Here is a 22,517-nt window from a genome sequence, read left to right on the forward strand (position 1 = left end):
GAAGATAGGCTGGGTCAAATAATGTCAATGTAAAAGAGCAGCGTTATGTTTCGATGTGTAAGTGCGCGCATCCTACCGAAAAGCGTGACGAAGTTCAATATTGATAGAGTGATTGTTCTATGAACAATTGATTTATATTGATGATTAAGTTGTTTCTGGTAGGAATAGAGTGGTTTGTTTCAAGAGCTCAAATTGAAAAGTCTAGATACAAAAAGACCGCACTGAATAGTGCGGTCTTTTTTTATAGAGCTTACCGTTTAATCACACTTAAAGTGTTTTAGACATTGCGGCAGAAGCTTGGCTTGACGCCGCTTGACTGCCCGCGCCTTTCGGCTGGAAAGTCTCTGTGCGGAATGGAGCAGCAATCACTTCAATTTCTTTCAGCTCTTGATTACCCGGTGCACTTGCCATTGGAGCAGAAACTTGCGACTTCAACTTATGTGGAGTTCGCACTTCTTTAGCTTCAACAGCCTTGCTTTCAACAGCTTTAGCTTCAACAGTTTTCGTTTCAACAACAGGTGCAGCTTCAACTATCGGAGCTTCAACTACTGGAGCCTCAACTACTGGAGCCTCAACTACTGGAGCCTCAACTACTGGAGCCTCAACGACAACGGCTTGTTCTTCAACTTTTGCTTCAACAATTGGTGCTTGTGTTTCAATAGTGACTTCTGTCACAGGAGAAATAGGCGCTTCAATTGTTTCAACTTTCGTTTCAACTGGAGCGACTTCAGCTACCACAGGGCGCATGATGATGACTTTACCCATAGACATTTCAGGGCAAGCAAAACCGCCTGCTGGAAGAGATAGCGGAAGTACTGTATCTACTTGTTTCTGTTCAGCGTTGTTACGCTTCTTAGGCTTGTAGAGATCGTACTTAGGCATCACTTTACCCATTGCCATTTCAGGAGAGGCAACACCACCCTTACGTAGGCGGAATGGGTTAGGGCGACGGTCACGACCACGGCGACGGCGCTGACCGCTTGCTCGTAGATGACGAGGTGAACGGCGATTACGACGTTGCTTGCCCTCTTCACTCTCAGCTTTTGCCTGTGGTTCTTGCTTCGCTTCGTTTTGGTTAGCCGCAGCAAGTGCTTCTGTTGCTTTCGCTTCTTCAGCTGCTTGTTCTTGCTGAGCTTTCACTCGAACTTGCTTGTTCATCTTGCGACGTTGGCGGCGTTCTTTAACTTGTTCCGCTTTCTTCTCTTTTTGAACAACAGGTGCTTCGGCTTGAGCTTCAGCGGCAAGTTGCTTACCTTGCTCTGCAAGTTCGTTAGTTTTTGCTTCATCCCTAGGCTTGCGTTCCTGTCTAGGCTTACGCTCTTGTCTAGGTTTACGGTTATCAGCTTTAGGCTTGTTTTCGTTGTTACGATCTTGCGTAGATTCTTCGTCACGACGCTTGTTATTACGTTGCGGGCGATTGCCATCGCGTGAGTTACGGCGGCGGTTGTCACGCTGATCTTTACGGCCACGACGTTGTTGATTGCCGCGACGGTTGTCGTCTGTCTTCTCTTCTTTCTTTTCTTCGGGTTTTGTTTCTTCAGAAGAACCAAATAAGAAACTACCTAGTGCTTTAAACATACGGCTTAACAAGCCAGGTTCAGCATCTACTTCAGCAGCTTTTGGCGCTGATGTAGCAGCTTTAGGCATTGGAGCCGGAGTTGGAGCAGACTGAGCAGGAGCGGCAAAACCTTTAAGTGCAGGTTCTTCAAGTTTCTTAGGCTTGATTTCTGCCTCTGAAGGTTCTTTGCTTTCAGCTTCTTTTAAAGCTTCAAGCTTTTTAGGAACTAAGTAAGAAAGCAGGTCTTGCTCTTCACCATCACGGAGACGAATAACTTCGAAGTGAGGGGTTTCCATATCAGAGTTAGGCACAATTGTGATTTTCACATTTTGTGATTTTTCAATATGGTTTACAGAGCGACGTTTTTCGTTCAATAAGTACGAAGCGATAGCAACAGGTACAACGGCAAGCACTTGGATGCTGTTGTCTTTAAGTGCTTCTTCTTCAATCAAACGAAGAACAGAAAGTGCCAATGATTCATTGTCACGAACCACACCAGTACCGGTACAACGAGGGCAAATGTGGTGACTTGCTTCAGCCAATGACGGGCTTAAACGTTGACGTGACATTTCCAACAGACCGAAGCGTGAAATACGGCCGATTTGAACGCGAGCACGGTCCATACGAACAGCTTCACGTAAACGACTTTCTACTTCACGTTGGTGACGAACAGGCGTCATATCAATGAAGTCGATAACAACTAAACCACCAAGGTCACGAAGACGTAATTGACGAGCAATTTCATCTGCGGCTTCTAAGTTTGTGTTCAGTGCTGTTTCTTCGATATCTCCGCCTTTCGTTGCACGAGAGGAGTTAATATCGATAGAGGTTAGCGCTTCAGTTGGGTCGATAACAATAGAGCCACCAGAAGGCAAACGAACTTCGCGTTGGAACGCAGATTCAATTTGGCTTTCGATTTGGTAGTGGCTAAATAGTGGTACTTCACCATCGTACTTCTTCACACGATTTAGGAAATCTGGGCGAATAAGTTGAATGTGCTGTTTCGCACGTTCGTAGATGGTGTTGCTATCAATCAAAATTTCACCGATATCGCGACGCAAGTAGTCACGGATAGCGCGAACAATTACGTTACTTTCTTGGTGAATTAGGAATGGAGCTGCGTTGTCATTAGACGCATCTTTAATCGCGTTCCAATGGTTAAGTAGAACGTTAAGATCCCACTCTAGCTCTTCCGCGCTTTTACCAACACCAGCCGTACGTACGATAAGACCCATACCTTGAGGTAGCTCTAATGTGCTTAGTGCTGCCTTAAGTTGAGTACGCTCGTCACCTTCGATGCGGCGAGAAATACCACCGGCACGAGGGTTGTTTGGCATAAGTACAAGATAGCTACCGGCAAGAGAGATAAAAGTAGTCAGCGCAGCACCTTTGCTACCACGTTCTTCTTTTTCAACTTGAACGATAACTTCTTGGCCTTCTTTAAGCACTTCTTTAATGCTTGGACGGCCTTGATATGTGTAACCCGCAGGGAAGTAATCTTTAGCGATTTCTTTAAGGGGTAGGAAACCGTGTCTCTCAGCGCCGTAATCTACAAATGCAGCTTCTAGGCTTGGTTCGATTCGAGTGATACGTCCTTTGTATATGTTCGCTTTTTTTGATTCGTGGCCAGGGCTTTCGATGTCTAGATCGAATAAGCGCTGTCCGTCGACTAAAGCGACACGCAACTCTTCTTTTTGAGTTGCGTTGATAAGCATTCTTTTCATTATTTAAAAATCTCGTTATATTTTTCGTTGTTTTCTTAGATTCAGCTTGTCGCCTAGCGTCTTTACCTATGGTGTCTGACCCCGTGGATATTCATTGCAACCTCTCGGCTGGAAGGGATGCTCGCGGACACTCAGTTGCCACATCGATTCATAAAAATAGATGTAGCCCGCGTACTTAGGCGGTAAAACTCATCATTGGTAAGGTGAGTAGAGCGACAATTGATACTTCTAGATTTTATGTCTGACGCCCATTGCTGCATAAGGACTAAGAAGTTTTCTACTCTCATTGCTAGTACATTGCGATGAGACTGGTTTAAATAGTGTGAAATATAACCAATCGCATCATTGCAGCTGAGAACTATAGCAGTGCAATGAAAACACGGCAATCCGCTTTATCATTTTGTGCGCAAAAAAAGAGAGGTGAGTGCTGTTATGTTGGCTTGAAGCTAAGAATTTACGGGGCTTATAGCGATTCGGGCGATGATCGGTTGAAAAGTAACCCACTACTTATACACAGCTTATCTAAACCTCCATTTTTGTAGGTTTTTATCTTGAATGTATTTTGATATTTCATTCTGGGTTATCACTATTATTCCAATTGGTAGTCTTTCCTTTCAGTGTTAGAATGCGCCGCATGAATGAGATTAAAACTAGTGTCAGATTCGTCGACATTGACGATGACATGGCTGGGCAGAGAATTGATAACTTTTTGCGTAATCAGCTTAAAAATATCCCTAAAAGCATGGTTTACCGCATTTTGCGTAAAGGCGAAGTCCGTGTAAACAAGAAACGTATTAAAGCAGAGTATAAGTTACAGGCTGGTGATATTGTACGTATTCCACCGGTTAAAACGACGGAAGAGGCGGAAGCATCAGCAGCTCCAGTGAGTACAAAGCTAAATAAAGTTGCGGAATTAGAACAACATATTATTCATGAAGATGATCATATGTTGATTTTGAATAAACCGTCTGGCATCGCAGTACATGGTGGTAGTGGTTTAAAATTTGGTGCGATCGAAGCCTTACGTGCTTTGCGTCCAGATGCGCGTTTTTTAGAGTTGGTGCACCGAATCGATAGAGATACGTCAGGTATCTTACTGGTCGCGAAGAAACGTTCAGCATTGCGCCACCTGCAAGCTCAATTTCGTGAAAAGACAGTACAGAAGTATTACTTTGCTCTGGTGATGGGCGCTTGGAAATCAAGTTGTAAAGTGGTGAATGCCCCTTTGCTTAAAAACGAAGTGAACAGCATCGTTCGTGTTAACCCTAACGGAAAAGCATCAGAAACACGTTTCAAAGTGCTTGAAAATTTCAAGGATGCAACGTTAATTCAGGCGAGCCCGATAACAGGGCGCACCCATCAAATTCGTGTGCATGCTCAATATACCGGCCACCCAATCGCATGGGATGACCGATACGGAGACCGCCGCTTTGATGCCTATACCGGAAATGTTGGGCTAGACCGTTTGTTCCTGCATGCTGCGAACATTAAGTTTGAACACCCAGGCAGCGGAGAAAAGATGGATATCTCTGCACCGATGGAAAATAGGCTTGAAAAAGCGTTGGCTGGATTAAGGGCTAAAAGCTAAGTTCTAAAAGCTAAGTTCTAAAAGCTAAGTAAAAGAGCGGATACAGAAAGAGCAAATGAATCGAGGACGGTTCTTTTGCTCTTGTCGTTTTATCTTCTAGGTTTTGCCTATTGCCTATTGCCTATTGCCTGATTCTAAATCACGTCAACACCTTGCTTCTCAAGCATCTTAATTAAGGTGATAAGCGGTAATCCAACCAATGCGTTAGGATCTTTGCCTTCCAGTCTATCAAACAGCGCAATACCCAAACCTTCACTTTTAAAGCTACCTGCACAGAAGTAGGGTTGTTCCTTATCGACATAATTTTCAATCATGGAGTGGCTGAGTGAACGAAAGTGCACAATGAAGGTATCAAGTTCTACATCACATTGCTTGGTTGTAGTGTTATATAAAGCGACACCAGTGTAGAAAGTGATGCTCTTACCACTTTGGGCGGTTAACTGTTTGATGGCATTTACACGATTGTGAGGTTTGCCCACTATCAGCCCGTCGATGACACAGACTTGATCAGAACCGATGACCAAGGAGTGCTCATGAGTCTGGCATCCTTGAGCTTTTCCTTGAGCCAAGCGTTTTACCAGTTCTATCGGCGTTTCTCCCTTGAGTGGAGTTTCATCGCAGTCTGGTGAAGCAACGCTAAACGGGATATTTAACTTAGCTAATAACTGTTGTCGAAATGGTGATGTTGAGGCTAAAATAAGGGCTTGTTTGGTCATGAGTAAGGCTGCAGTTTGGTTCGTTTTAGTTACTTTAAAGTAAGTTTATCTTGTTTGACGTTAGTAATTGAAAAAAACTTAACTTTTTCGCCTTTTTCTTTGACTCTAAGTGATTAGAAAGATAATATTCGCGCCCTATGCAAAAGGTAAAAATTCCACGCACGGTAGATCCGGCGAAAACAGCTCAAAAACGATTAGATTTTGATGGCAGCATCCAAATCAGTCTTCTTAAGCGTTTAGCAGAGACAACCGTTGGCGTAAAACGCGACGCAGAAGTGTTATTGTCATTTGGGCTCGATGAGCAGCGACTTGTAGTTATCTCTGGTAAAGCTAACACGCAAGTCGACTTAGAATGTCAACGTTGTAATGAAGTTTTCACACATGAGTGTGAAGTCAACTTTACTTGTACTCCTTATTTTAATGAGAAAAGTGAAGAAGATGCACCCGAAGAGTACGATTTGGTAGATCTGAACGAGTACGGTGAAGTCGACTTAATTAAACTAGTTGAAGATGAGTTCATTTTGAATTTGCCTCAAATAGCAATGCACGATGATGCGGATTGTAGCGTTAAATCAGACAATTTGGTGTTCGGTGAGATTCCAGCAGATATTGTGGATGAAAAACCTAACCCATTTGATGTTTTAAAAAACTTAAAACGTTAACTTTTAACGGTTAAGTAATAACATAGGAGTAGGGTCAATGGCCGTACAAAAGAGCAAGAAATCACGTTCAATGCGTGGCATGCGTCGTTCACACGATGCGCTAACTACAGCAGCACTTTCTGTAGACGCAACTTCAGGTGAAACTCACCTACGTCACAACGTGACAGCTGACGGTTTCTACCGTGGCAAAAAGGTTGTTAACAAGTAAGGTTGACCCTTTGCAAAATATTACCGTTGCACTTGATGCAATGGGCGGGGACTTCGGTCCTCGCGTAACAGTGCCTGCCGCCGTGCAGGCATTGTCGCATTTCCCAGAGCTCAAAGTGATCATTATTGGTGATCGCGATACGATCACATCTCAACTTTCTCGAATTGGGTACATACCGAATTCACGACTCACTATTAAGCACAGTGATCGCACTATCTCTAATTCTGAAAAACCATCCAAAGCACTGCGTAATAGTAGTGGCAGCTCAATGCGCCTAGCTATCGATTCAGTGGCTGAAGGAGTGGCAGATGCTTGCGTAAGCGGCGGCAATACCGGTGCGTTAATGGCGCTTTCGCGCTTTCGCTTAAAATTACTGCCAGGAATAGAAAGACCAGCATTAGTGTCGGCTTTACCTACGGTCAGTGGTAACAAAACTTGGATGCTTGATCTTGGCGCGAACGTATCATGCGATGCAGACACATTATTCCAATTTGCCGTGATGGGCAGTGCGTTAGCACAAGAACACCTTGGCAGAGTGCCACGTGTGAGCGTCCTCAATATTGGCGAAGAAGACATTAAAGGCAACGACCTTGTCAAACGATGTGCTGAGTTGCTTAGCGCTTCGGACGAAGTGAATTATGTTGGTTACGTTGAAGGCGATCAGTTATTGCATGACGCTGCCGATGTAGTGGTTTGTGATGGTTTCGTTGGCAATGTATGCTTAAAAACAACAGAAGGCGTGGCCAACCTGTTTTTAAATCGACTTAAAAGTCATTTGGCGGCATCAGGATTGAAAGCTTGGATTGCAAAAAAATTGTTTTCTGGCTTATTAAATGAACTGAAATCATTGAACCCCGACCAGTATAACGGAGCAAGTTTGCTAGGATTACGCGGCATTGTCATAAAAAGTCATGGAAGTGCTGATGTACCTGCTCTTGTTAACGCAATTGGTGAGGCAGTACACGAGATCAAACGACAAGTTCCAACCCGGATCAGCGATCGTTTGGAAGCGGTTTTACTCGAGAGGCATTATTAGTCTTCATGTATAGCAAAATATTAGGAACAGGCAGCTACCTGCCAACACAGGTGCGTTCGAACGCAGACCTTGAAAAAATGGTAGAGACCACTGATGAGTGGATCGTCACTCGTACTGGCATTAAAGAGCGTCGCATAGCGGCAGAAGACGAAACTGTTGCCGATATGGCATACCATGCGTCGGTTAATGCGATTGAAATGGCCGGTATCGATAAACACGACATAGACCTTATCATCGTTGCAACAACCAGTAGCAGCCATACATTCCCATCAGCAGCTTGCCAAGTGCAAGGCATGCTTGAAATTAAAGGCTGTCCTGCTTTTGATATTGCGGCTGCATGTTCTGGTTTCGTTTATGCACTGTCTGTTGCGGATCAACATATTAAATCAGGTATGTGTAAAAACGTACTGGTAGTGGGTGCTGATGCGCTTTCTAAAGCATGTGACCCAACGGATCGTTCTACCATCATCTTATTTGGTGATGGTGCAGGCGCGGTTGTTGTGAGTCAAAGTGAAGAGCCTGGCATCATATCTACTCATCTTCATGCTGACGGCCAATTTGGAGATTTGCTCAGTCTGCCTGCTGCAAGCCGAACAAATCCTGAAATGGATAAGTGGTTACACATGGCTGGCAACGAAGTATTCAAAGTTGCAGTGACTCAGCTTGCGCGTTTGGTTAAAGATACATTAGCTGCAAACGACATGGACAAGTCAGAATTAGACTGGCTTGTGCCCCATCAAGCGAATATGCGTATTATCAGCGCGACAGCTAAAAAGTTGTCAATGTCGCTTGATCAAGTGGTGATCACCCTCGATCGTCATGGAAATACCTCGGCAGCTACCGTTCCAACAGCACTAGATGAAGCCGTACGTGATGGCAGAATTCAACGTGGACATACCTGCTTGTTAGAAGCATTTGGTGGTGGTTTTACGTGGGGTTCGGCACTCGTTCGATTCTAAGTTATCGGCCAAATAGCGAAACTTTCTTATCGATAAGATGTCGATATAAAAGATATTTATTCTAACCATGAAAAATGGTCATGCTTTGGCTATTTGGTATTGTTTTTATTGCATTGCTTTAAGGAAAAAACGATGAGCAAATTTGCGATTGTATTCCCGGGTCAAGGCTCTCAAGCTCTTGGCATGTTAGCTGAGCTAGGCGAGCAGCATGATGTTGTTAAGTCTACTTTTTCAGAAGCATCTGAAGTGCTTGGTTATGACTTATGGGCTCTTATTCAAGATGGCCCTGCCGAAAAACTGAATGAAACATCCCGTACACAACCTGCACTCTTGGCAGCGTCTGTCGCACTGTGGCGCGTATGGCAAGAACAAGGGTTAGCGCAGCCTGAACTACTCGCTGGCCACAGCCTTGGTGAGTATTCAGCGCTTGTATGTGCTGGCGTGATTGATTTTAAAGAAGCCATCAAGCTAGTGGAGCTTCGTGGTCAACTGATGCAAGAAGCCGTTCCTGCGGGTATTGGTGCTATGTACGCAATCATCGGTTTGGCTGATGATGCGATTGCAAAAGCTTGTGAAGAAGCAGCGCAAGGTGAAGTTGTCTCTCCTGTTAACTTCAACTCTCCTGGTCAGGTTGTTATTGCTGGTAACAAAGCTGCCGTTGAACGTGCAGGTGTATTGTGTAAAGAAGCAGGTGCTAAACGCGCGCTACCATTACCAGTATCTGTTCCCTCTCATTGTGCGTTAATGAAACCAGCAGCCGACAAATTGGCCGTTGCATTTGAGGCGATTACCTTTACTGCACCAAGCTTGCCTGTGATCAACAATGCGGATGTCGCAACTGAAATAGATCCAGCGAAAATTAAAGATGCGCTTGTTCGTCAACTATACAGCCCAGTTCGCTGGACTGAAGGCGTTGAGAAAATGAGCGAGCAAGGCATTGAAAAACTATTTGAACTTGGCCCTGGCAAAGTTCTAACGGGTTTGACAAAACGAATTGTAAAAACACTTACCGCAGCGCCTGTTAATGACGCAACGAGTTTAGAAGCGGCTAAGTAAGCTATTTCCATTTAATTTGCGAGAAAGAATATGAATCTTGAAGGTAAAATCGCCTTAGTGACAGGCGCAAGCCGTGGTATTGGCCGCGCTATCGCAGAAACGCTAGTAGAGCGTGGCGCATTCGTTATCGGTACTGCGACAAGCGAGAATGGCGCAGCGGCTATCAGTGAGTACTTAGGCGATAAAGGTAAAGGCTTGGCACTAAATGTGACCGATCCTGCATCAATCGAGACGGTATTGAAGGCAATTAACGAAGAATTTGGCGCATTGGATATTTTGATTAACAATGCAGGCATTACTCGTGATAATCTACTGATGCGTATGAAAGACGATGAGTGGTCGGATATCATGGATACTAACCTGACATCAATCTTCCGTTTATCTAAAGCTGTCCTACGCGGTATGATGAAAAAACGTTGTGGTCGTATCATCAACGTTGGTTCTGTAGTGGGTACTATGGGTAATGCAGGTCAAGCTAACTATGCAGCCGCAAAAGCAGGCGTAATTGGCTTTACTAAGTCGATGGCTCGTGAAGTTGCTTCTCGTGGTGTGACGGTGAACACAGTTGCGCCAGGTTTTATTGAAACTGATATGACAAAAGCACTGAATGATGACCAACGTACTGCTACACTATCGCAAGTGCCTGCTGGTCGTCTTGGTGATCCGCGCGAAATTGCTGCTGCTGTAGCGTTTCTTGCGTCTCCAGAAGCGGCTTACATTACGGGTGAAACCCTGCATGTAAACGGCGGCATGTACATGGTTTAAGTTGTGCACTAGTAAAATATGCATGATTTAGGTCAAAAACGTGCCGATTTTCGGTAAAAATCGCACAATTTGTGGTTTGACCAGCAAGGACACCCTTGCAACTTTTAAAAGTTTGAATAAACTACGGAAAACATCGCATATAGCGAACTCTGTAAAGGAAAAGAAAAATGAGCAACCTCGAAGAACGCGTAAAGAAAATCATTGTTGAACAGCTAGGTGTAGATGAAGCAGAAGTTAAAAACGAAGCTTCTTTCGTAGATGACCTAGGTGCTGATTCTCTAGATACTGTTGAACTAGTAATGGCTTTGGAAGAAGAATTCGATACTGAGATTCCTGACGAAGAAGCTGAAAAAATCACTACTGTTCAAGCTGCAATTGACTACGTGACCAGCGCTCAGTAATTTGCACTTCCAGGCGGTCTTCTTGACCGCCTGAGTTTTAATGTCTACCCTCAAACCTTTCACTTTAATAATCATTCAATTCCGGAGAACTAGATCATGTCCAAGCGTCGTGTAGTTGTCACTGGCATGGGTATGTTGTCACCGGTAGGTAACAACGTAGAATCATCTTGGAAAGCCCTGCTAGCTGGTCAAAGTGGCATCGTGAATATCGATCATTTTGACACCACAGAATTTACTACTCGTTTTGCAGGTCTTGTAAAAGATTTCAACTGCGAAGAGTACATGTCCAAAAAAGATGGCCGTAAAATGGATCTATTCATCCAATACGGTGTCGCCGCAGGCATTCAAGCACTTGATGATTCAGGCTTAACGGTTACAACCGAAAATGGCCCACGCATTGGTGTTGCTGTTGGTTCTGGTATTGGTGGTATTGGCCTTATCGAAAGTGGCCATACTGCGTTAACCAACAAAGGCCCACGCAAAATCAGCCCGTTTTTCGTACCATCAACCATCGTTAATATGATTGCTGGCCATCTTTCGATAATGAAAGGTCTACGCGGCCCTAATATCGCTATTTCTACTGCATGTACGACAGGCCTACATAATATTGGCCACGCGGCACGTATGATTGCCTACGGCGATGCAGACGCAATGGTGGCTGGTGGTGCTGAAAAAGCATCAACACCTCTCGGCATGGGCGGCTTTGCAGCTGCTAAAGCGTTATCTACTCGAAATGACGACCCTCAAGCGGCGTCACGCCCTTGGGATAAAGATCGTGATGGTTTCGTATTAGGCGATGGTGCTGGCGTTATGGTACTGGAAGAGTACGAGCATGCTAAAGCTCGTGGCGCTAAAATTTACTGTGAGTTAGTCGGTTTTGGTATGAGCGGTGACGCTTACCACATGACCTCGCCAAGTGAAGATGGCTCAGGTGGTGCGCTTGCGATGGAAGCGGCAATGCGTGATGCTGGCGTAACGGGTGAACAAATCGGTTATGTGAATGCACATGGTACGTCGACTCCGGCTGGTGATATCGCTGAGCTAAAAGGCATTAAGCGAGCGTTAGGTGAAGCGGGAAGCAAGCAAGTATTGGTGTCTTCTACTAAATCTATGACAGGTCACTTACTTGGTGCAGCGGGTTCTGCTGAAGCAATCATTACGGCAATGAGTTTAGTTGATCAAATGGTTCCACCAACGATTAACCTAGACAACCCAGATGAAGGTACTGAAGGGATTGACCTGGTACCTAATACCGCACGTAAAGTTGAGAACATGGAATACGCATTGTGTAATTCATTCGGCTTTGGCGGCACTAATGGTTCACTGATCTTCAAGAAGATCTAATCGAATTAAAAAGATTCGTTTTATTCAGTGACTAAAGCTTGTTTTAGAGCGGCTCAATGCTTAGCATTGAGCCGCTTTTTTTATTTTTTGAAAGCAAAAAGGAGATCGCTATGTTTTTGGTCAATGGAATACCGACCCATTCAGTAGCATTAACAGATCGAAGCTTTCAATACGGTGACGGTTGCTTTACTACGATGTTAGTCAAAGATGGTTTCCCCGAATATTGGCAAAGCCACTGCGATCGAATGGATGCTTGTTTGGATGTTCTTCAAATTTCGAAGCCTAACTGGGTGCAAGTTTTGACTTGGGTTCAACAGGCGATTCACGGCTTTGAATATCACCAAAAATGTGGAGTTAAGCTCCACGTCAGCCGGGGGTCTGGTGGACGTGGTTATGGTATTGATGGTGCGAAAGAAGCTCGTATTACGGTAAGTGCATTTGGTTACCCAGAGCACTACGCGCGTTGGCAACGAGATGGAATTGATCTTGGTATTAGCTCGATGGCATTAGGGCATACACCTATGCTAGCAGGGCATAAACATAATAACCGTTTAGAGCAAGTGTTAGTCAAAGCTGAAATAGAGCAGCGAGAGTGGCAAGATGCTTTGGTGCTAGATATTGCAAACAATGTTATCGAAACGAGCATGGCAAACATATTCTGGAACAATGCAAAGGGAGAATGGTTCACCCCTTTATTGGATAAGTCTGGTGTTGCTGGAGTAATGAGACGCCATGTTTTGAAGCAACTAGAGGCATTGAGCCTAGATTGTAACTTAGAGCCGGCATCCTTGAGTGTGCTTGAAACCGCGCAGGAAGTCTTTATTACCAATTCACTATTACAAATAGTGCCAGTGACATCAATTGGCATGCAAAAATTCAAAATTGGTCAAATGACACGAACGATTCAGGAGAAAATGATTTCGTGATTAAGAAAATTCTATTACTTGCCTTGATACTTACCGTTATGGCGTTAGGTGGTGCTTTTTATGTACACCAGCAAGTAGAACAATACGTCAATCAGCCTGTCAATATAGAAGAGCCAACGCTCATTACCGTTAAGCCAGGTACCAGCTTTGGTGGTTTGTTAAGTCAATTAGAAAATTCAGGCTGGGTGAAAGCGAGCAGCTATTCTCGCCTAGTGCCTAAATTGTACCCTGAGCTTGTAAAAGTTAAGGCGGGTACTTTTGAATTGCCCGAAAACCTAAATCTATCACAAGCACTTCAAGCGTTGGCTGACGGCAAAGAATATCAATTTACCATTACTTTTATCGAGGGAAGTCGATTTTCTGAATGGTTAGAGCAGCTCAGCGAAGCCGATTATTTGGAACAAACTCTAAGTACTATGACTGAAGCAGAAATTGCTCAATCACTAGGAATCGAGACCGCCAAGCTTGAAGGACAGTTTCTGGCAGAAACGTATCATTACCCCGCAGGTACGAGCGATCTCGACGTACTCAAGTGGGCGAATAAGAGTTTAACCCAAGTGTTGAATAAAGCGTGGGAGCAACGCAAGCAGCCACTGCCCTTAAAAACGCCTTACGAGGCCCTTATTTTGGCGTCGATCATCGAAAAAGAGACGGCCATTGATGAAGAGCGCGAGCGAGTATCATCCGTTTTTATCAATCGCCTCAATCGTCCTATGCGTTTACAAACGGATCCAACGGTTATTTATGGGATGGGAGATAAATACAAAGGGAATATTCGTAAGAAAGATCTGAGAACCCCAACGCCATACAATACTTATACGATTAATGGTTTACCGCCGACACCGATTGCAATGGCAGGTAAGGCCTCTATTGACGCGGCGTTAAATCCAGAGAAAAGTAATTACCTATATTTTGTAGCAAGTGGTCATGGTGGGCATGTGTTCTCCAAATCACTTACCGAACATAACCGCGCAGTGCGTGCCTATTTAAAAGTATTAAGAAGTAAAAAATGAATCAAGCCAAATTTATCGTCATCGAAGGTCTTGAAGGCGCAGGTAAAAGCTCTGCGATAGCGGCCGTATTAGAAACATTAAAGCAGTCCGGTGTTCAAGATGTTATCAATACCCGTGAGCCTGGCGGAACCGTGTTGGCAGAAAAAATGCGCGCATTGGTGAAAGAAGAGCACGATGGGGAAGAACTTCAAGATATTTCAGAATTAATGTTGTTGTATGCAGCACGAGTACAATTAGTTGAAACAGTGATAAAGCCTGCATTAGCTAAAGACACTTGGGTTGTAGGAGATCGTCATGACTTCTCTTCTCAGGCATATCAGGGTGGTGGCCGTCAAATAGCTCGAAATATCATGGATACCCTAAAGGAACTGGCTTTGGCTGGATTCTCTCCAGATTTAGTTCTTTATTTGGACCTAGATCCTCGAATTGGTTTAGAGCGTGCTCGTGGCCGTGGCGAGCTCGATCGAATAGAAAAAATGGATATCAGTTTCTTTGAACGTACTCGTGAACGTTATTTAGAGCTTGCGTCAGAGAACAGTAATACCGTGGTCATCAATGCTGAGCAAAACATCGAGCAAGTGACTAAAGACATTGTCTCGGCTCTCCAACATTGGTTGGCTCAACAAGGTTAAGTTATGACACTTAATTATCCGTGGTTATTATCTTTGTGGCAAAGCTGGCAAGATCTGCTTATTAACGATCGGCTCACTGGAGCTTTGTTATTGAATGCGCCGCAAGGATTAGGAGCAAGTGAAGTTGTTACGGCATTTTCACGCGCCGTGGTGTGCTCAAATTCGCAGGATGAAGCCTGTGGTTTTTGTCACAGCTGTGATTTGTCTGCGTCTGGTAACCATCCTGATATTCATTGGATTAAGCCCGAAAAAGTAGGTAAGACAATTACCGTCGATCAAATCAGGCAATGTAATCTGTGGGCGCAAGAATCATCGCAACTCGGTGGCAAGCGCTTGATGATTATTGAGCCAGCCGAAGCCATGAATGAATCAGCGTCAAATGCGTTACTGAAAACTCTTGAATCGCCGAGCGAGAGCTGCGTGTTTTTACTCGTGACGTCTAACAAGCATCAGTTACTGCCAACTATTACCAGTCGTTGCCAGCTTTGGCGTGTAGAGCAGCCATCAGAGTTAGATGCGTTAGCTTGGCTATCAAAGCAAAGTGATGTCAGTGTTAGTGAGGATATTTTGCGTTTGTGTCATGGTGCACCATTAACGACCTTGGCGTTTTATCAAGATAAACAGGATAAAGCGTATCAGTCTTTAAAGGCAAGTTTGATTGGAGAACTCAAAAAGCCGGCGATGTCACTTTCGGTAATTTGGCCACTGGTAAAAGAAGGCCACCTAGTCAGGCTAGGCTGGATTAGTTATTTGTTGGTTGAAGTACAGAAACATCACTATGGCTTGACTACGAGTAGCCCTGTAGAAGAATTGGCACAGTTCATTAGCTACGATTTAGCCTATAAGAAAGCGGGTGAGCTAAATAAGCTCATTGAACAACTGACCCAGTTTACAGGGCTGAATACAGAGCTGTTGTTTGCAGACTGGGTATTAGATCTACATGGGAAAAGAAATGTTTGTTGATTCACATTGCCACCTAGATAAATTAAATTACGAAGAACTTCATCATGGCGTAGACGACGTTATTGCCAAAGCACGAGCGGCAAATGTAAAACAATTATTGACCGTCGGTGTAACCTTAGATAGCTTTCCAAACATGATTGAGATGATATCTAACTACGATGAAGTCTATGCGTCTTGCGGGGTGCATCCGTTGGACGTAGAAAGCCCATTTGAACTCGATAAACTCAATGAATATGCGACTCATTCTAAAGTGGTTGCGATTGGCGAGACGGGGCTTGACTATCATTATCAGCCAGAGACTGCAGAATTACAGCGCACTCGGTTTAAACAGCATGTGTCTTTAGCTGTGGAGCTTAACAAGCCGTTAATTATTCATACTAGAAATGCAAGGCAAGATACTCTTGATATCTTAAAGCAAGGTGGGGCAGAAAAGTGTGGCGGGGTTATTCATTGTTTTACGGAAGATCTCGCGTTTGCTAAAGCCGCAATGGATTTAGGCTTCTATATTTCTATTTCAGGCATCGTGACGTTTAAAGCGGCGGTAGAACTAAAAGAAGTGGTTAAAGCACTTCCGCTAGAACGCTTGCTTATTGAAACGGATTCACCTTACTTGGCTCCGGTACCCCATCGAGGAAAAGAGAACCAACCAGCCTATGTGGTTGAAGTTGCGCAATACATTGCACAGCTAAAAGGTGAATCTTTAGGTCGAGTTGCCGAACAGACGACGAAAAACTTCCAAAATCTTTTTTTGTAGTAAAAAGTGACGAATATCTAAAAAGGGGGCAATTGCTCCCTTTTTTATTCATTAATCGAATTAAATACAATGTTAACCAAATATGTTGACCAAAACATAGCCAAATACCTCAAATGTAATTTTGTTACTAAAAATAACAAGCGCCTTAATTTAGATCACAATTTATTTATTGGTTGAAACTCGATTAAATTGTTTATTTACAGTCACTTGCGACACTGTAAACCATTTCATCCCATTTTTACGACTGTGATCTACATTTTATTTTGAAACTAAATTTCATGGCGCTATAGGAATGGTGAGTTGAATCACGATATATTTTGAGGCGGAAAATATAATCTTCTTAGGATTTGAATCCGTCGAAATTTGGCACGTTTACTATTCTATTCAATTGTATGTATATATTTTGTTTAGAACGGATAAACAAGGCTGCGGGGGTGTGCCGCTAAATTTCGAAAAAACTTATAATCATTCAGGAGCATGAATATGTTTAAGAACCTTTTTGCTAGCCTACAAAAAGTAGGTAAGGCGCTGATGCTGCCAGTATCAGTTTTACCTGTAGCAGGTATTTTACTTGGTGTTGGTGCAGCTAACTTTAGTTGGTTGCCGGAAATTGTTTCAAACCTAATGGCGCAAGCCGGCGGTTCTGTATTTGGCCAGATGCCTTTACTGTTCGCAGTAGGTGTTGCACTTGGTTTTACAAACAACGATGGCGTAGCGGGTCTAGCTGCAATCGTTGGTTACGGTATTATGGCTGCAACACTGGGTGTTATGGCTGGCGTACTAGGTGTTGATAAACTCGATACTGGTGTTCTAGGCGGTATCCTAGCTGGTGGTGTTGCTGCTTGGGCGTTTAACCGCTTCTTCAGAATTCAACTTCCAGAGTACCTTGGCTTCTTCGCTGGTAAGCGTGCTGTGCCAATCATCACAGGTTTCGTTACTATTGGCCTTGGTGTTGTTCTTGCCTTCGTATGGCAACCAATCGGTGGTGGCATTGCGTCATTCTCTGACTGGGCTGCACATCAGAACCCACAGGTTGCATTTGGTATCTACGGTATCGTTGAGCGTTCTCTTATCCCATTTGGTCTTCATCACGTATGGAACGTACCTTTCTTCTTCGAAGCGGGTAACTGTGTAAATGCTGCAGGCGAAGCGCGTACTGGTATCCTAACTTGTTACCTTGAGGCAGATGCTGCTTCTCGTGCTGCTGGTAATGGCTTCGGTCAGCTTGCTGGTGCATACATGTTTAAGATGTTCGGTCTTCCAGCTGCTGCAATTGCCATTGCTCACTCTGCTAAACCAGAGAACCGTGCAAAAGTAATGGGCATCATGGTGTCTGCTGCATTGACTTCATTCCTAACAGGTATTACTGAACCAATCGAGTTCTCATTCCTATTCGTTGCTCCAGTTCTTTACGCAATCCACGCTGTATTAGCGGGTTCTGCTTTCGTACTGACTAACACTCTAGGTATGGTTCACGGTACTTCGTTCTCTCACGGTTTGATTGACTTCGTTGTATTGTCTGGTAACTCTCAGAAATTGTTCCTATTCATTGCATTCGGTCTAGCTTACGCTGCAATCTACTACATTGTATTCCGCACTGTTATCCGTGTTATGGACCTGAAAACTCCTGGCCGTGAAGATGAAACAGAAGATGCAGGACCAGTTGCTACTGGCACTGAGCTTGCTGGTGAGCTTGTAGCAGCATTTGGCGGTAAAGCTAACATAACAGGCCTAGACGCTTGTATCACACGTCTACGTGTTGCTGTGGCTGACACAGAGGCTGTTGACCAAGATAAACTTAAGCAATTAGGTGCGGCAGGTGTTGTTGTTGTAGCTGGTGGTGTTCAAGCTATCTTTGGTACTAAGTCTGATAACCTTAAAACAGACATGGATGAGTGGATTCGCAACAACGCGTAATCTAAATCATCTTTAGAAAAGGAGGCCATTGGCCTCCTTTTTTTGATCTATAGATCCGCATGAGACACTAAAGAAAGAAGTTCAGCACCGGAAGTTATCAAGTTATCAAGTTATCAGGATACTAACAAAACTCTGACAGCCCGAATCTTTACTCTTGGCTCGTTATCTGCGAAAAAGCACCCATAAATATTTGCGTTGAAGTAATCCATGAACATGTCATTGATGCTTCGCCAGATACAAATTAAAGGATGTTTTATGATATCTCGAATCTCATTAGGTTTGATTGCAGTAAGTTTAACGATGCTAAGCGTAGGTGCTTACGCAAATGAGAAGAATAATGGCGACTTAAAAATAGGCCTAGGACTTGATCAAGGACTCAGTATTGTTGGTCAGTACCAAGATACCTATAATTTTGCTATCGGTAACGATGGCGTTGCCGCGGACTATATTTTCAATAAGGGTTCTTTTGATAGTGACGTACCATTTACATGGTATGCAGGAGCAGGCGCTTGGATTGGCTGGAAAGACAACGGCGGCTTGCGTGTACCGTTAGGGTTAGACTGGAATTTTACGACCAACTGGGACGCTTATGCGCAAGTTATTCCGGGCTTAAACTTACGTGGTGGAGCTAAACTTGATGTTGATGCTGCATTAGGCATCAGATATTCATTCTAGATCGGCAGAACCGCTTAAGGCCCTCAATTTTGAACAAAAAAATGCCAGCAATAATGAAGTTGCTGGCATTTCTATATCTAAGGGTTTCTAATCACTTCGCTTTTAGCCCTTACTGCTTATCCATGGCGCGTTTAATACAAATTGCTGCTCCGCCCCAAGTAATACCAAGACCTAAAACCATCATGATGATTGCACTTGTAGTCATAATTTAGCTTCCTTTTTGCTTGATGCGTTAACGATAAGACCCAAAACAAAAACACCAGCAATGACTGCCCATCCTAATGTTAAGTCGTATCCACCGTAACCATCAGTAAATAATGCGTATAGTTTAGTTGCTAGAATCACAGCAAGCATGACTGGAGTGATAAAGCGAATACAGATATCGAACCATTGACCGATAGAGAAATCTGACGAGCTGTTTACGTATTCACGAACGTCTGCGACTTTGTTGAGTAGCCACGCCATTAATAGGATTTCTATTAGGGCACCAACCATGATACCAACGTTATTGGCGAAGTGGTCAACAAGGTCAAGTAGCAATAAACCACCATTGGTAGCAAACGCCATAGAAACAACAACACCCGTACCGATCACGATGTTAGCAGCCTTCTTGCGACTCCAGTTCATTTTATCGATGATCGCGGAAGTAACGGCTTCCATGATTGAAATGTGAGAACTTAATCCAGCAACAACAAGTGCGAAGAAGAACAGTGGGCCCAAAATATACGGTGCAGGTAACAAATTGATCGCGGCTGGTAATGTAACAAATGCCAAACCTACGCCAGCAGAGACAACATCAGTCAGTTCTTTTCCTTGTTCTTGAGCCATATAACCCAATACAGAGAAAATCATGATACCGGCTAAGATAGAGAAGCCACAGTTAATCAAAACAGTCATAAACGCATTGTTCGTAATGTCTGATTTTTCTGGTAGGTAACTTGAGTATGCAAGCATGATGGCAAAGCCAATACTTAAGGTAAAGAAGATCTGACCATAAGCGGCAGCCCATACTTTCACATCCCAAATTCGGCTGAAATCAGGTTCAAACATGTAGTTGATACCGTTAAGTGCTCCCGGTAAGAAAACCATGCGAGCAATCAGCAAAATTACCATTATAAATAAAACTGGCATCATTACTTTCGATGCACGCTCGATCCCGGCTTTTACACCACTCACGATCGCGGCGTAGGTAATACCCCAAGCCAAAAGCATTGCGAGTGCGATTTTCCATTGGATGCTGCCTAAGCTAGTTGGTGAATTGTCACCGCCTAACGCTAGATACTCACTAAAGAAGAATGCATTGGTATCCGTTCCCCAACTTTGGGTAAACGACATACCAAAGTAAGAGATTGCCCATCCGATAACGGCAACATAATAAACGGCGATAACCGCAGCGATACCCACTTGGAACCAACCAAGCCATTCAAATTTAGGGTGGATCTTAGAAAGAGTTTTCGGTGCTGAGCCACGGTATTTCTGACCCATACTGAATTCCAAAATCATGAATGGAATACCAGCGGTTAACATGGCGAAAAGGTAAGGAATAAAAAATGCGCCACCTCCATTCTCGTATGCCATGTAAGGGAAACGCCAAATGTTTCCTAAACCAATCGCTGATCCAACAGCAGCCAGTATAAATCCAGCTCTGGATCCCCATTGTTCGCGCTTCATATGTAACTCCTTTACGACTTAATTCCTGATGTATGAAGCTTACCTGTCTTCTGTGAAATACCATAAGTTGTATAAGTTCAAATCTGTAGAGGCTCTAAGATAAATAGATACAATTGTTGGTTTTTTATTCTGATTAAGCAGGTAAATATCAGTGTATAATTCTGTTTTAAATGATGTGTGTTTGCATAAATTGGAATGTTCAACTATGCATGCTGTGAGACTACCTATAAATTTGGCTTATATCAATAGATAGTAAACGTAACTTGGTTGAATGGTAAAAGATAATGAGTTGTTAAATGTCGTTTGTATGGTTGTTTATTCGGAAATGGTGGGCTCATAATGAAATTAATTGTTGGTATTGTGGTTTAATGCAAATTTTTTGATTGTTGTTACGGTTTGGGTTGGATGACTGAAAACTATCCATTACACACGATAAATCCCCCGATGATTGCAATGTTGTAGAAGATTGCACGATTCTGAGAGCTAACCTTGATCTTTGAACATTAGATTTTGCAGTTTATGCAACTGTGATTTCGGCGTCATTTTGGTCACTCGACTTTCCTATCTCCTTGAAGTATTTGTAACTAACTGTTATTTATTTGTTAACTCTGGAGGTGCGATATGGATAATGACCTAAGATTTGCTTTGGTGATTGTAGTGGGTGCTTTGAGCATCATTACTGCTTTTAGTGTCATCGCTGTAACAATGATGTAGACATCCCTTTGTCTATTATTCTCAATTCTGGGGGCGTATCAGAACATTCGAGTTTGCTTGACGACACTCAGCTACTAAATTACATAAACGGAAAGATAGCTTTAGTAGCACAAGGAGGCGGACAACGGAGTATCTTTACGGCTGGCGTGATTGATTCGTTTCTTTACGCCAACTTCGACCCTTTTCATTCTTTTTATGGCACCTCAGCAGGTGCCATGAACCTATGTGCTTTTCTCAGCCGGCAAGCTGGACTTGGGCGTTCCTTCCTACTCGACTTAACAAGCCAGCCCGAGTTTTTCAGTTTATTTGGTTATATTCGGCATAAGCAGCCTCTTGGCCTCAATTGGGCATTAAACAAAATTCGCCAATATCCTTATCGGCTTGATATCGATATGGCTCAAAGTGTCTTGAACGGGCGTGAAGCGTTCGCGTCTGTTACCGATACCAAACATCTTAAAGATCATTACTTACCATTTTTAAGTGAACAATGGTTTGAAATACTCACGGCTACGTGTGCGATCCCTCGTCTATACGATGGGGAAGTTTCGATTAATGGAGTAGGTTATGTTGACGGTGGTATCTCTGCTGCGATTCCTATCCAAGAGGCATGGCGTAATGATGCGCGACTTATCGTGACCATAAGAACGGAAAGCATTGATGAAGCATTGAGAGCTACCGACACGATACCTCACCCGACTGTCGAATCGCAAAATAGCTCGATGCCAATATGGTTGAAAGATTCGGTCGAAGTGATACAGCACCAATGGGACTCAAGAGTTCAAGATTGGAAAAATGATTGGGATGGTTTCTTAAGAGCTCAATTCGATAAATCGTCGTTGAAACAAGATAAAGCGAATCGGCTAAAGCTACTTAACGGAGGCCGTTGGCTATTTGGAGCAGGGGATGTTTACCGATTAAGTCATATTTTAGGGGAACAGTTTGACGCTGGATTGGCCGATTTGCTCATGGTTCACTTCCAAACTTATGCGCTAACACAGGACTTTTTAAAACACCCGCCGGAAGATTGCTTTATTGTTCAAATCGCACCGGACCAGCCGTTGAAATCTGCAGCACTGATGAGTACACAAGATGACATGATGGCAGACTATCACATTGGGTTGCGAGCGGGGCAAAAATTCATAGAGACTTACACTAAAGCTAAAAGAGCAAGTGAGCGCTAGGCTCTACCACAGAAAAATATGGGACATCAAAAGACAGCCATTTGCGGCTGTCTT

At 43.7% G+C, this 22,517-nt stretch carries 22 protein-coding genes; 18 read left to right on the forward strand and 4 right to left on the reverse strand.

Annotated features, from left to right (window positions below):
* Positions 1-267 precede the first annotated feature (267 nt).
* Entirely contained in the window at positions 268-3,282 is a 3,015-nt protein-coding gene (rne, locus tag QWZ04_RS18555) for a ribonuclease E (protein ID WP_290329732.1), read from the reverse strand.
* A 634-nt stretch (positions 3,283-3,916) separates the two neighbouring features.
* On the opposite strand from rne, the gene rluC reads away from it, so the two are divergent.
* Positions 3,917-4,870, forward strand: a complete 954-nt coding sequence (rluC, locus tag QWZ04_RS18560) for a 23S rRNA pseudouridine(955/2504/2580) synthase RluC (RefSeq protein WP_290329733.1) — start codon at positions 3,917-3,919, stop codon at positions 4,868-4,870.
* A 134-nt stretch (positions 4,871-5,004) separates the two neighbouring features.
* On the opposite strand, the gene QWZ04_RS18565 is transcribed toward rluC, so the two are convergent.
* Positions 5,005-5,586, reverse strand: a complete 582-nt coding sequence (locus QWZ04_RS18565; protein WP_290329734.1) for a Maf family protein — start codon at positions 5,584-5,586, stop codon at positions 5,005-5,007.
* A gap of 137 nt (positions 5,587-5,723) precedes the next feature.
* Here QWZ04_RS18565 and yceD point away from each other — a divergent pair, with 137 nt between their 5' ends.
* The 15 genes from yceD to QWZ04_RS18640 all read left to right on the forward strand — a co-directional run bounded on the left by yceD (position 5,724) and on the right by QWZ04_RS18640 (position 18,897).
* Entirely contained in the window at positions 5,724-6,248 is a 525-nt protein-coding gene (gene yceD / locus QWZ04_RS18570; RefSeq protein WP_102521833.1) for a 23S rRNA accumulation protein YceD, read from the forward strand.
* 37 nt (positions 6,249-6,285) lie between these two features.
* Positions 6,286-6,456 (forward strand): 50S ribosomal protein L32, encoded by a 171-nt coding sequence (rpmF, locus tag QWZ04_RS18575; RefSeq protein WP_102521832.1) that lies wholly within the window; start codon positions 6,286-6,288, stop codon positions 6,454-6,456.
* 10 nt (positions 6,457-6,466) lie between these two features.
* Positions 6,467-7,492, forward strand: coding sequence for a phosphate acyltransferase PlsX (gene plsX / locus QWZ04_RS18580; protein WP_290329735.1), 1,026 nt, complete (start codon positions 6,467-6,469; stop codon positions 7,490-7,492).
* 5 nt (positions 7,493-7,497) lie between these two features.
* Positions 7,498-8,451 (forward strand): beta-ketoacyl-ACP synthase III, encoded by a 954-nt coding sequence (locus QWZ04_RS18585; RefSeq protein WP_102521830.1) that lies wholly within the window; start codon positions 7,498-7,500, stop codon positions 8,449-8,451.
* A gap of 132 nt (positions 8,452-8,583) precedes the next feature.
* Complete coding sequence (fabD, locus tag QWZ04_RS18590; RefSeq protein ID WP_290329736.1) at positions 8,584-9,507, forward strand: ACP S-malonyltransferase; 924 nt, start codon at positions 8,584-8,586, stop codon at positions 9,505-9,507.
* Positions 9,508-9,537: 30 nt separating this feature from the next.
* Positions 9,538-10,272, forward strand: a complete 735-nt coding sequence (gene fabG / locus QWZ04_RS18595; RefSeq protein WP_290329737.1) for a 3-oxoacyl-ACP reductase FabG — start codon at positions 9,538-9,540, stop codon at positions 10,270-10,272.
* A gap of 167 nt (positions 10,273-10,439) precedes the next feature.
* On the forward strand, positions 10,440-10,673 hold the full coding sequence (gene acpP / locus QWZ04_RS18600; protein WP_004737381.1) for an acyl carrier protein: 234 nt from the start codon (positions 10,440-10,442) through the stop codon (positions 10,671-10,673).
* A gap of 96 nt (positions 10,674-10,769) precedes the next feature.
* Positions 10,770-12,017 carry a beta-ketoacyl-ACP synthase II gene (gene fabF / locus QWZ04_RS18605; protein WP_290329738.1) on the forward strand — a complete coding sequence of 416 codons (1,248 nt, stop codon included), beginning with the start codon at positions 10,770-10,772 and terminating at the stop codon, positions 12,015-12,017.
* A gap of 110 nt (positions 12,018-12,127) precedes the next feature.
* Positions 12,128-12,943, forward strand: a complete 816-nt coding sequence (pabC, locus tag QWZ04_RS18610) for an aminodeoxychorismate lyase (protein ID WP_290329739.1) — start codon at positions 12,128-12,130, stop codon at positions 12,941-12,943.
* Positions 12,940-13,956 carry an endolytic transglycosylase MltG gene (mltG, locus tag QWZ04_RS18615; protein ID WP_290329740.1) on the forward strand — a complete coding sequence of 339 codons (1,017 nt, stop codon included), beginning with the start codon at positions 12,940-12,942 and terminating at the stop codon, positions 13,954-13,956. Before pabC ends, mltG begins: the two co-directional genes overlap by 4 nt.
* Positions 13,953-14,588: a dTMP kinase gene (gene tmk, locus QWZ04_RS18620; RefSeq protein ID WP_290329741.1), complete on the forward strand. Its 636-nt coding sequence runs from the start codon at positions 13,953-13,955 to the stop codon at positions 14,586-14,588. The genes mltG and tmk overlap by 4 nt, the downstream gene beginning before the upstream one ends.
* A 3-nt stretch (positions 14,589-14,591) precedes the next feature.
* Positions 14,592-15,551 (forward strand): DNA polymerase III subunit delta', encoded by a 960-nt coding sequence (gene holB / locus QWZ04_RS18625; RefSeq protein WP_290329742.1) that lies wholly within the window; start codon positions 14,592-14,594, stop codon positions 15,549-15,551.
* A complete protein-coding gene (locus QWZ04_RS18630; protein WP_290329743.1) occupies positions 15,541-16,305 on the forward strand; it encodes a TatD family hydrolase in 765 nt (254 codons plus the stop codon). Before holB ends, QWZ04_RS18630 begins: the two co-directional genes overlap by 11 nt.
* Positions 16,306-16,788: 483 nt before the next feature.
* Entirely contained in the window at positions 16,789-18,222 is a 1,434-nt protein-coding gene (ptsG, locus tag QWZ04_RS18635) for a PTS glucose transporter subunit IIBC (RefSeq protein WP_290329744.1), read from the forward strand.
* Between the two features lie 255 nt (positions 18,223-18,477).
* A complete protein-coding gene (locus tag QWZ04_RS18640; protein ID WP_290329745.1) occupies positions 18,478-18,897 on the forward strand; it encodes a hypothetical protein in 420 nt (139 codons plus the stop codon).
* Between the two features lie 109 nt (positions 18,898-19,006).
* Here the strand turns inward: QWZ04_RS18640 and QWZ04_RS18645 are convergent, their stop codons facing one another.
* Entirely contained in the window at positions 19,007-19,102 is a 96-nt protein-coding gene (locus tag QWZ04_RS18645) for a methionine/alanine import family NSS transporter small subunit (RefSeq protein WP_145958556.1), read from the reverse strand.
* Positions 19,099-20,568: a sodium-dependent transporter gene (locus tag QWZ04_RS18650; protein ID WP_290329746.1), complete on the reverse strand. Its 1,470-nt coding sequence runs from the start codon at positions 20,566-20,568 to the stop codon at positions 19,099-19,101. Before QWZ04_RS18650 ends, QWZ04_RS18645 begins: the two co-directional genes overlap by 4 nt.
* 621 nt (positions 20,569-21,189) lie before the next feature.
* Between QWZ04_RS18650 and cydH the strand changes: the two genes are divergently transcribed.
* Together cydH and QWZ04_RS18660 are read left to right on the forward strand one after the other, a co-directional pair.
* The gene (cydH, locus tag QWZ04_RS18655) at positions 21,190-21,282 is read left to right on the forward strand and encodes a cytochrome bd-I oxidase subunit CydH (protein ID WP_290329747.1); all 93 of its coding nucleotides are present in this window, start codon (positions 21,190-21,192) and stop codon (positions 21,280-21,282) included.
* 17 nt (positions 21,283-21,299) lie between these two features.
* Positions 21,300-22,463, forward strand: a complete 1,164-nt coding sequence (locus QWZ04_RS18660; RefSeq protein ID WP_290329831.1) for a patatin-like phospholipase family protein — start codon at positions 21,300-21,302, stop codon at positions 22,461-22,463.
* The last annotated feature ends 54 nt before the right edge of the window (positions 22,464-22,517 follow it).

It is taken from the genome of Vibrio tapetis subsp. quintayensis, from assembly GCF_030409945.1.
In the GTDB taxonomy this organism is placed as follows: domain Bacteria; phylum Pseudomonadota; class Gammaproteobacteria; order Enterobacterales; family Vibrionaceae; genus Vibrio; species Vibrio quintayensis.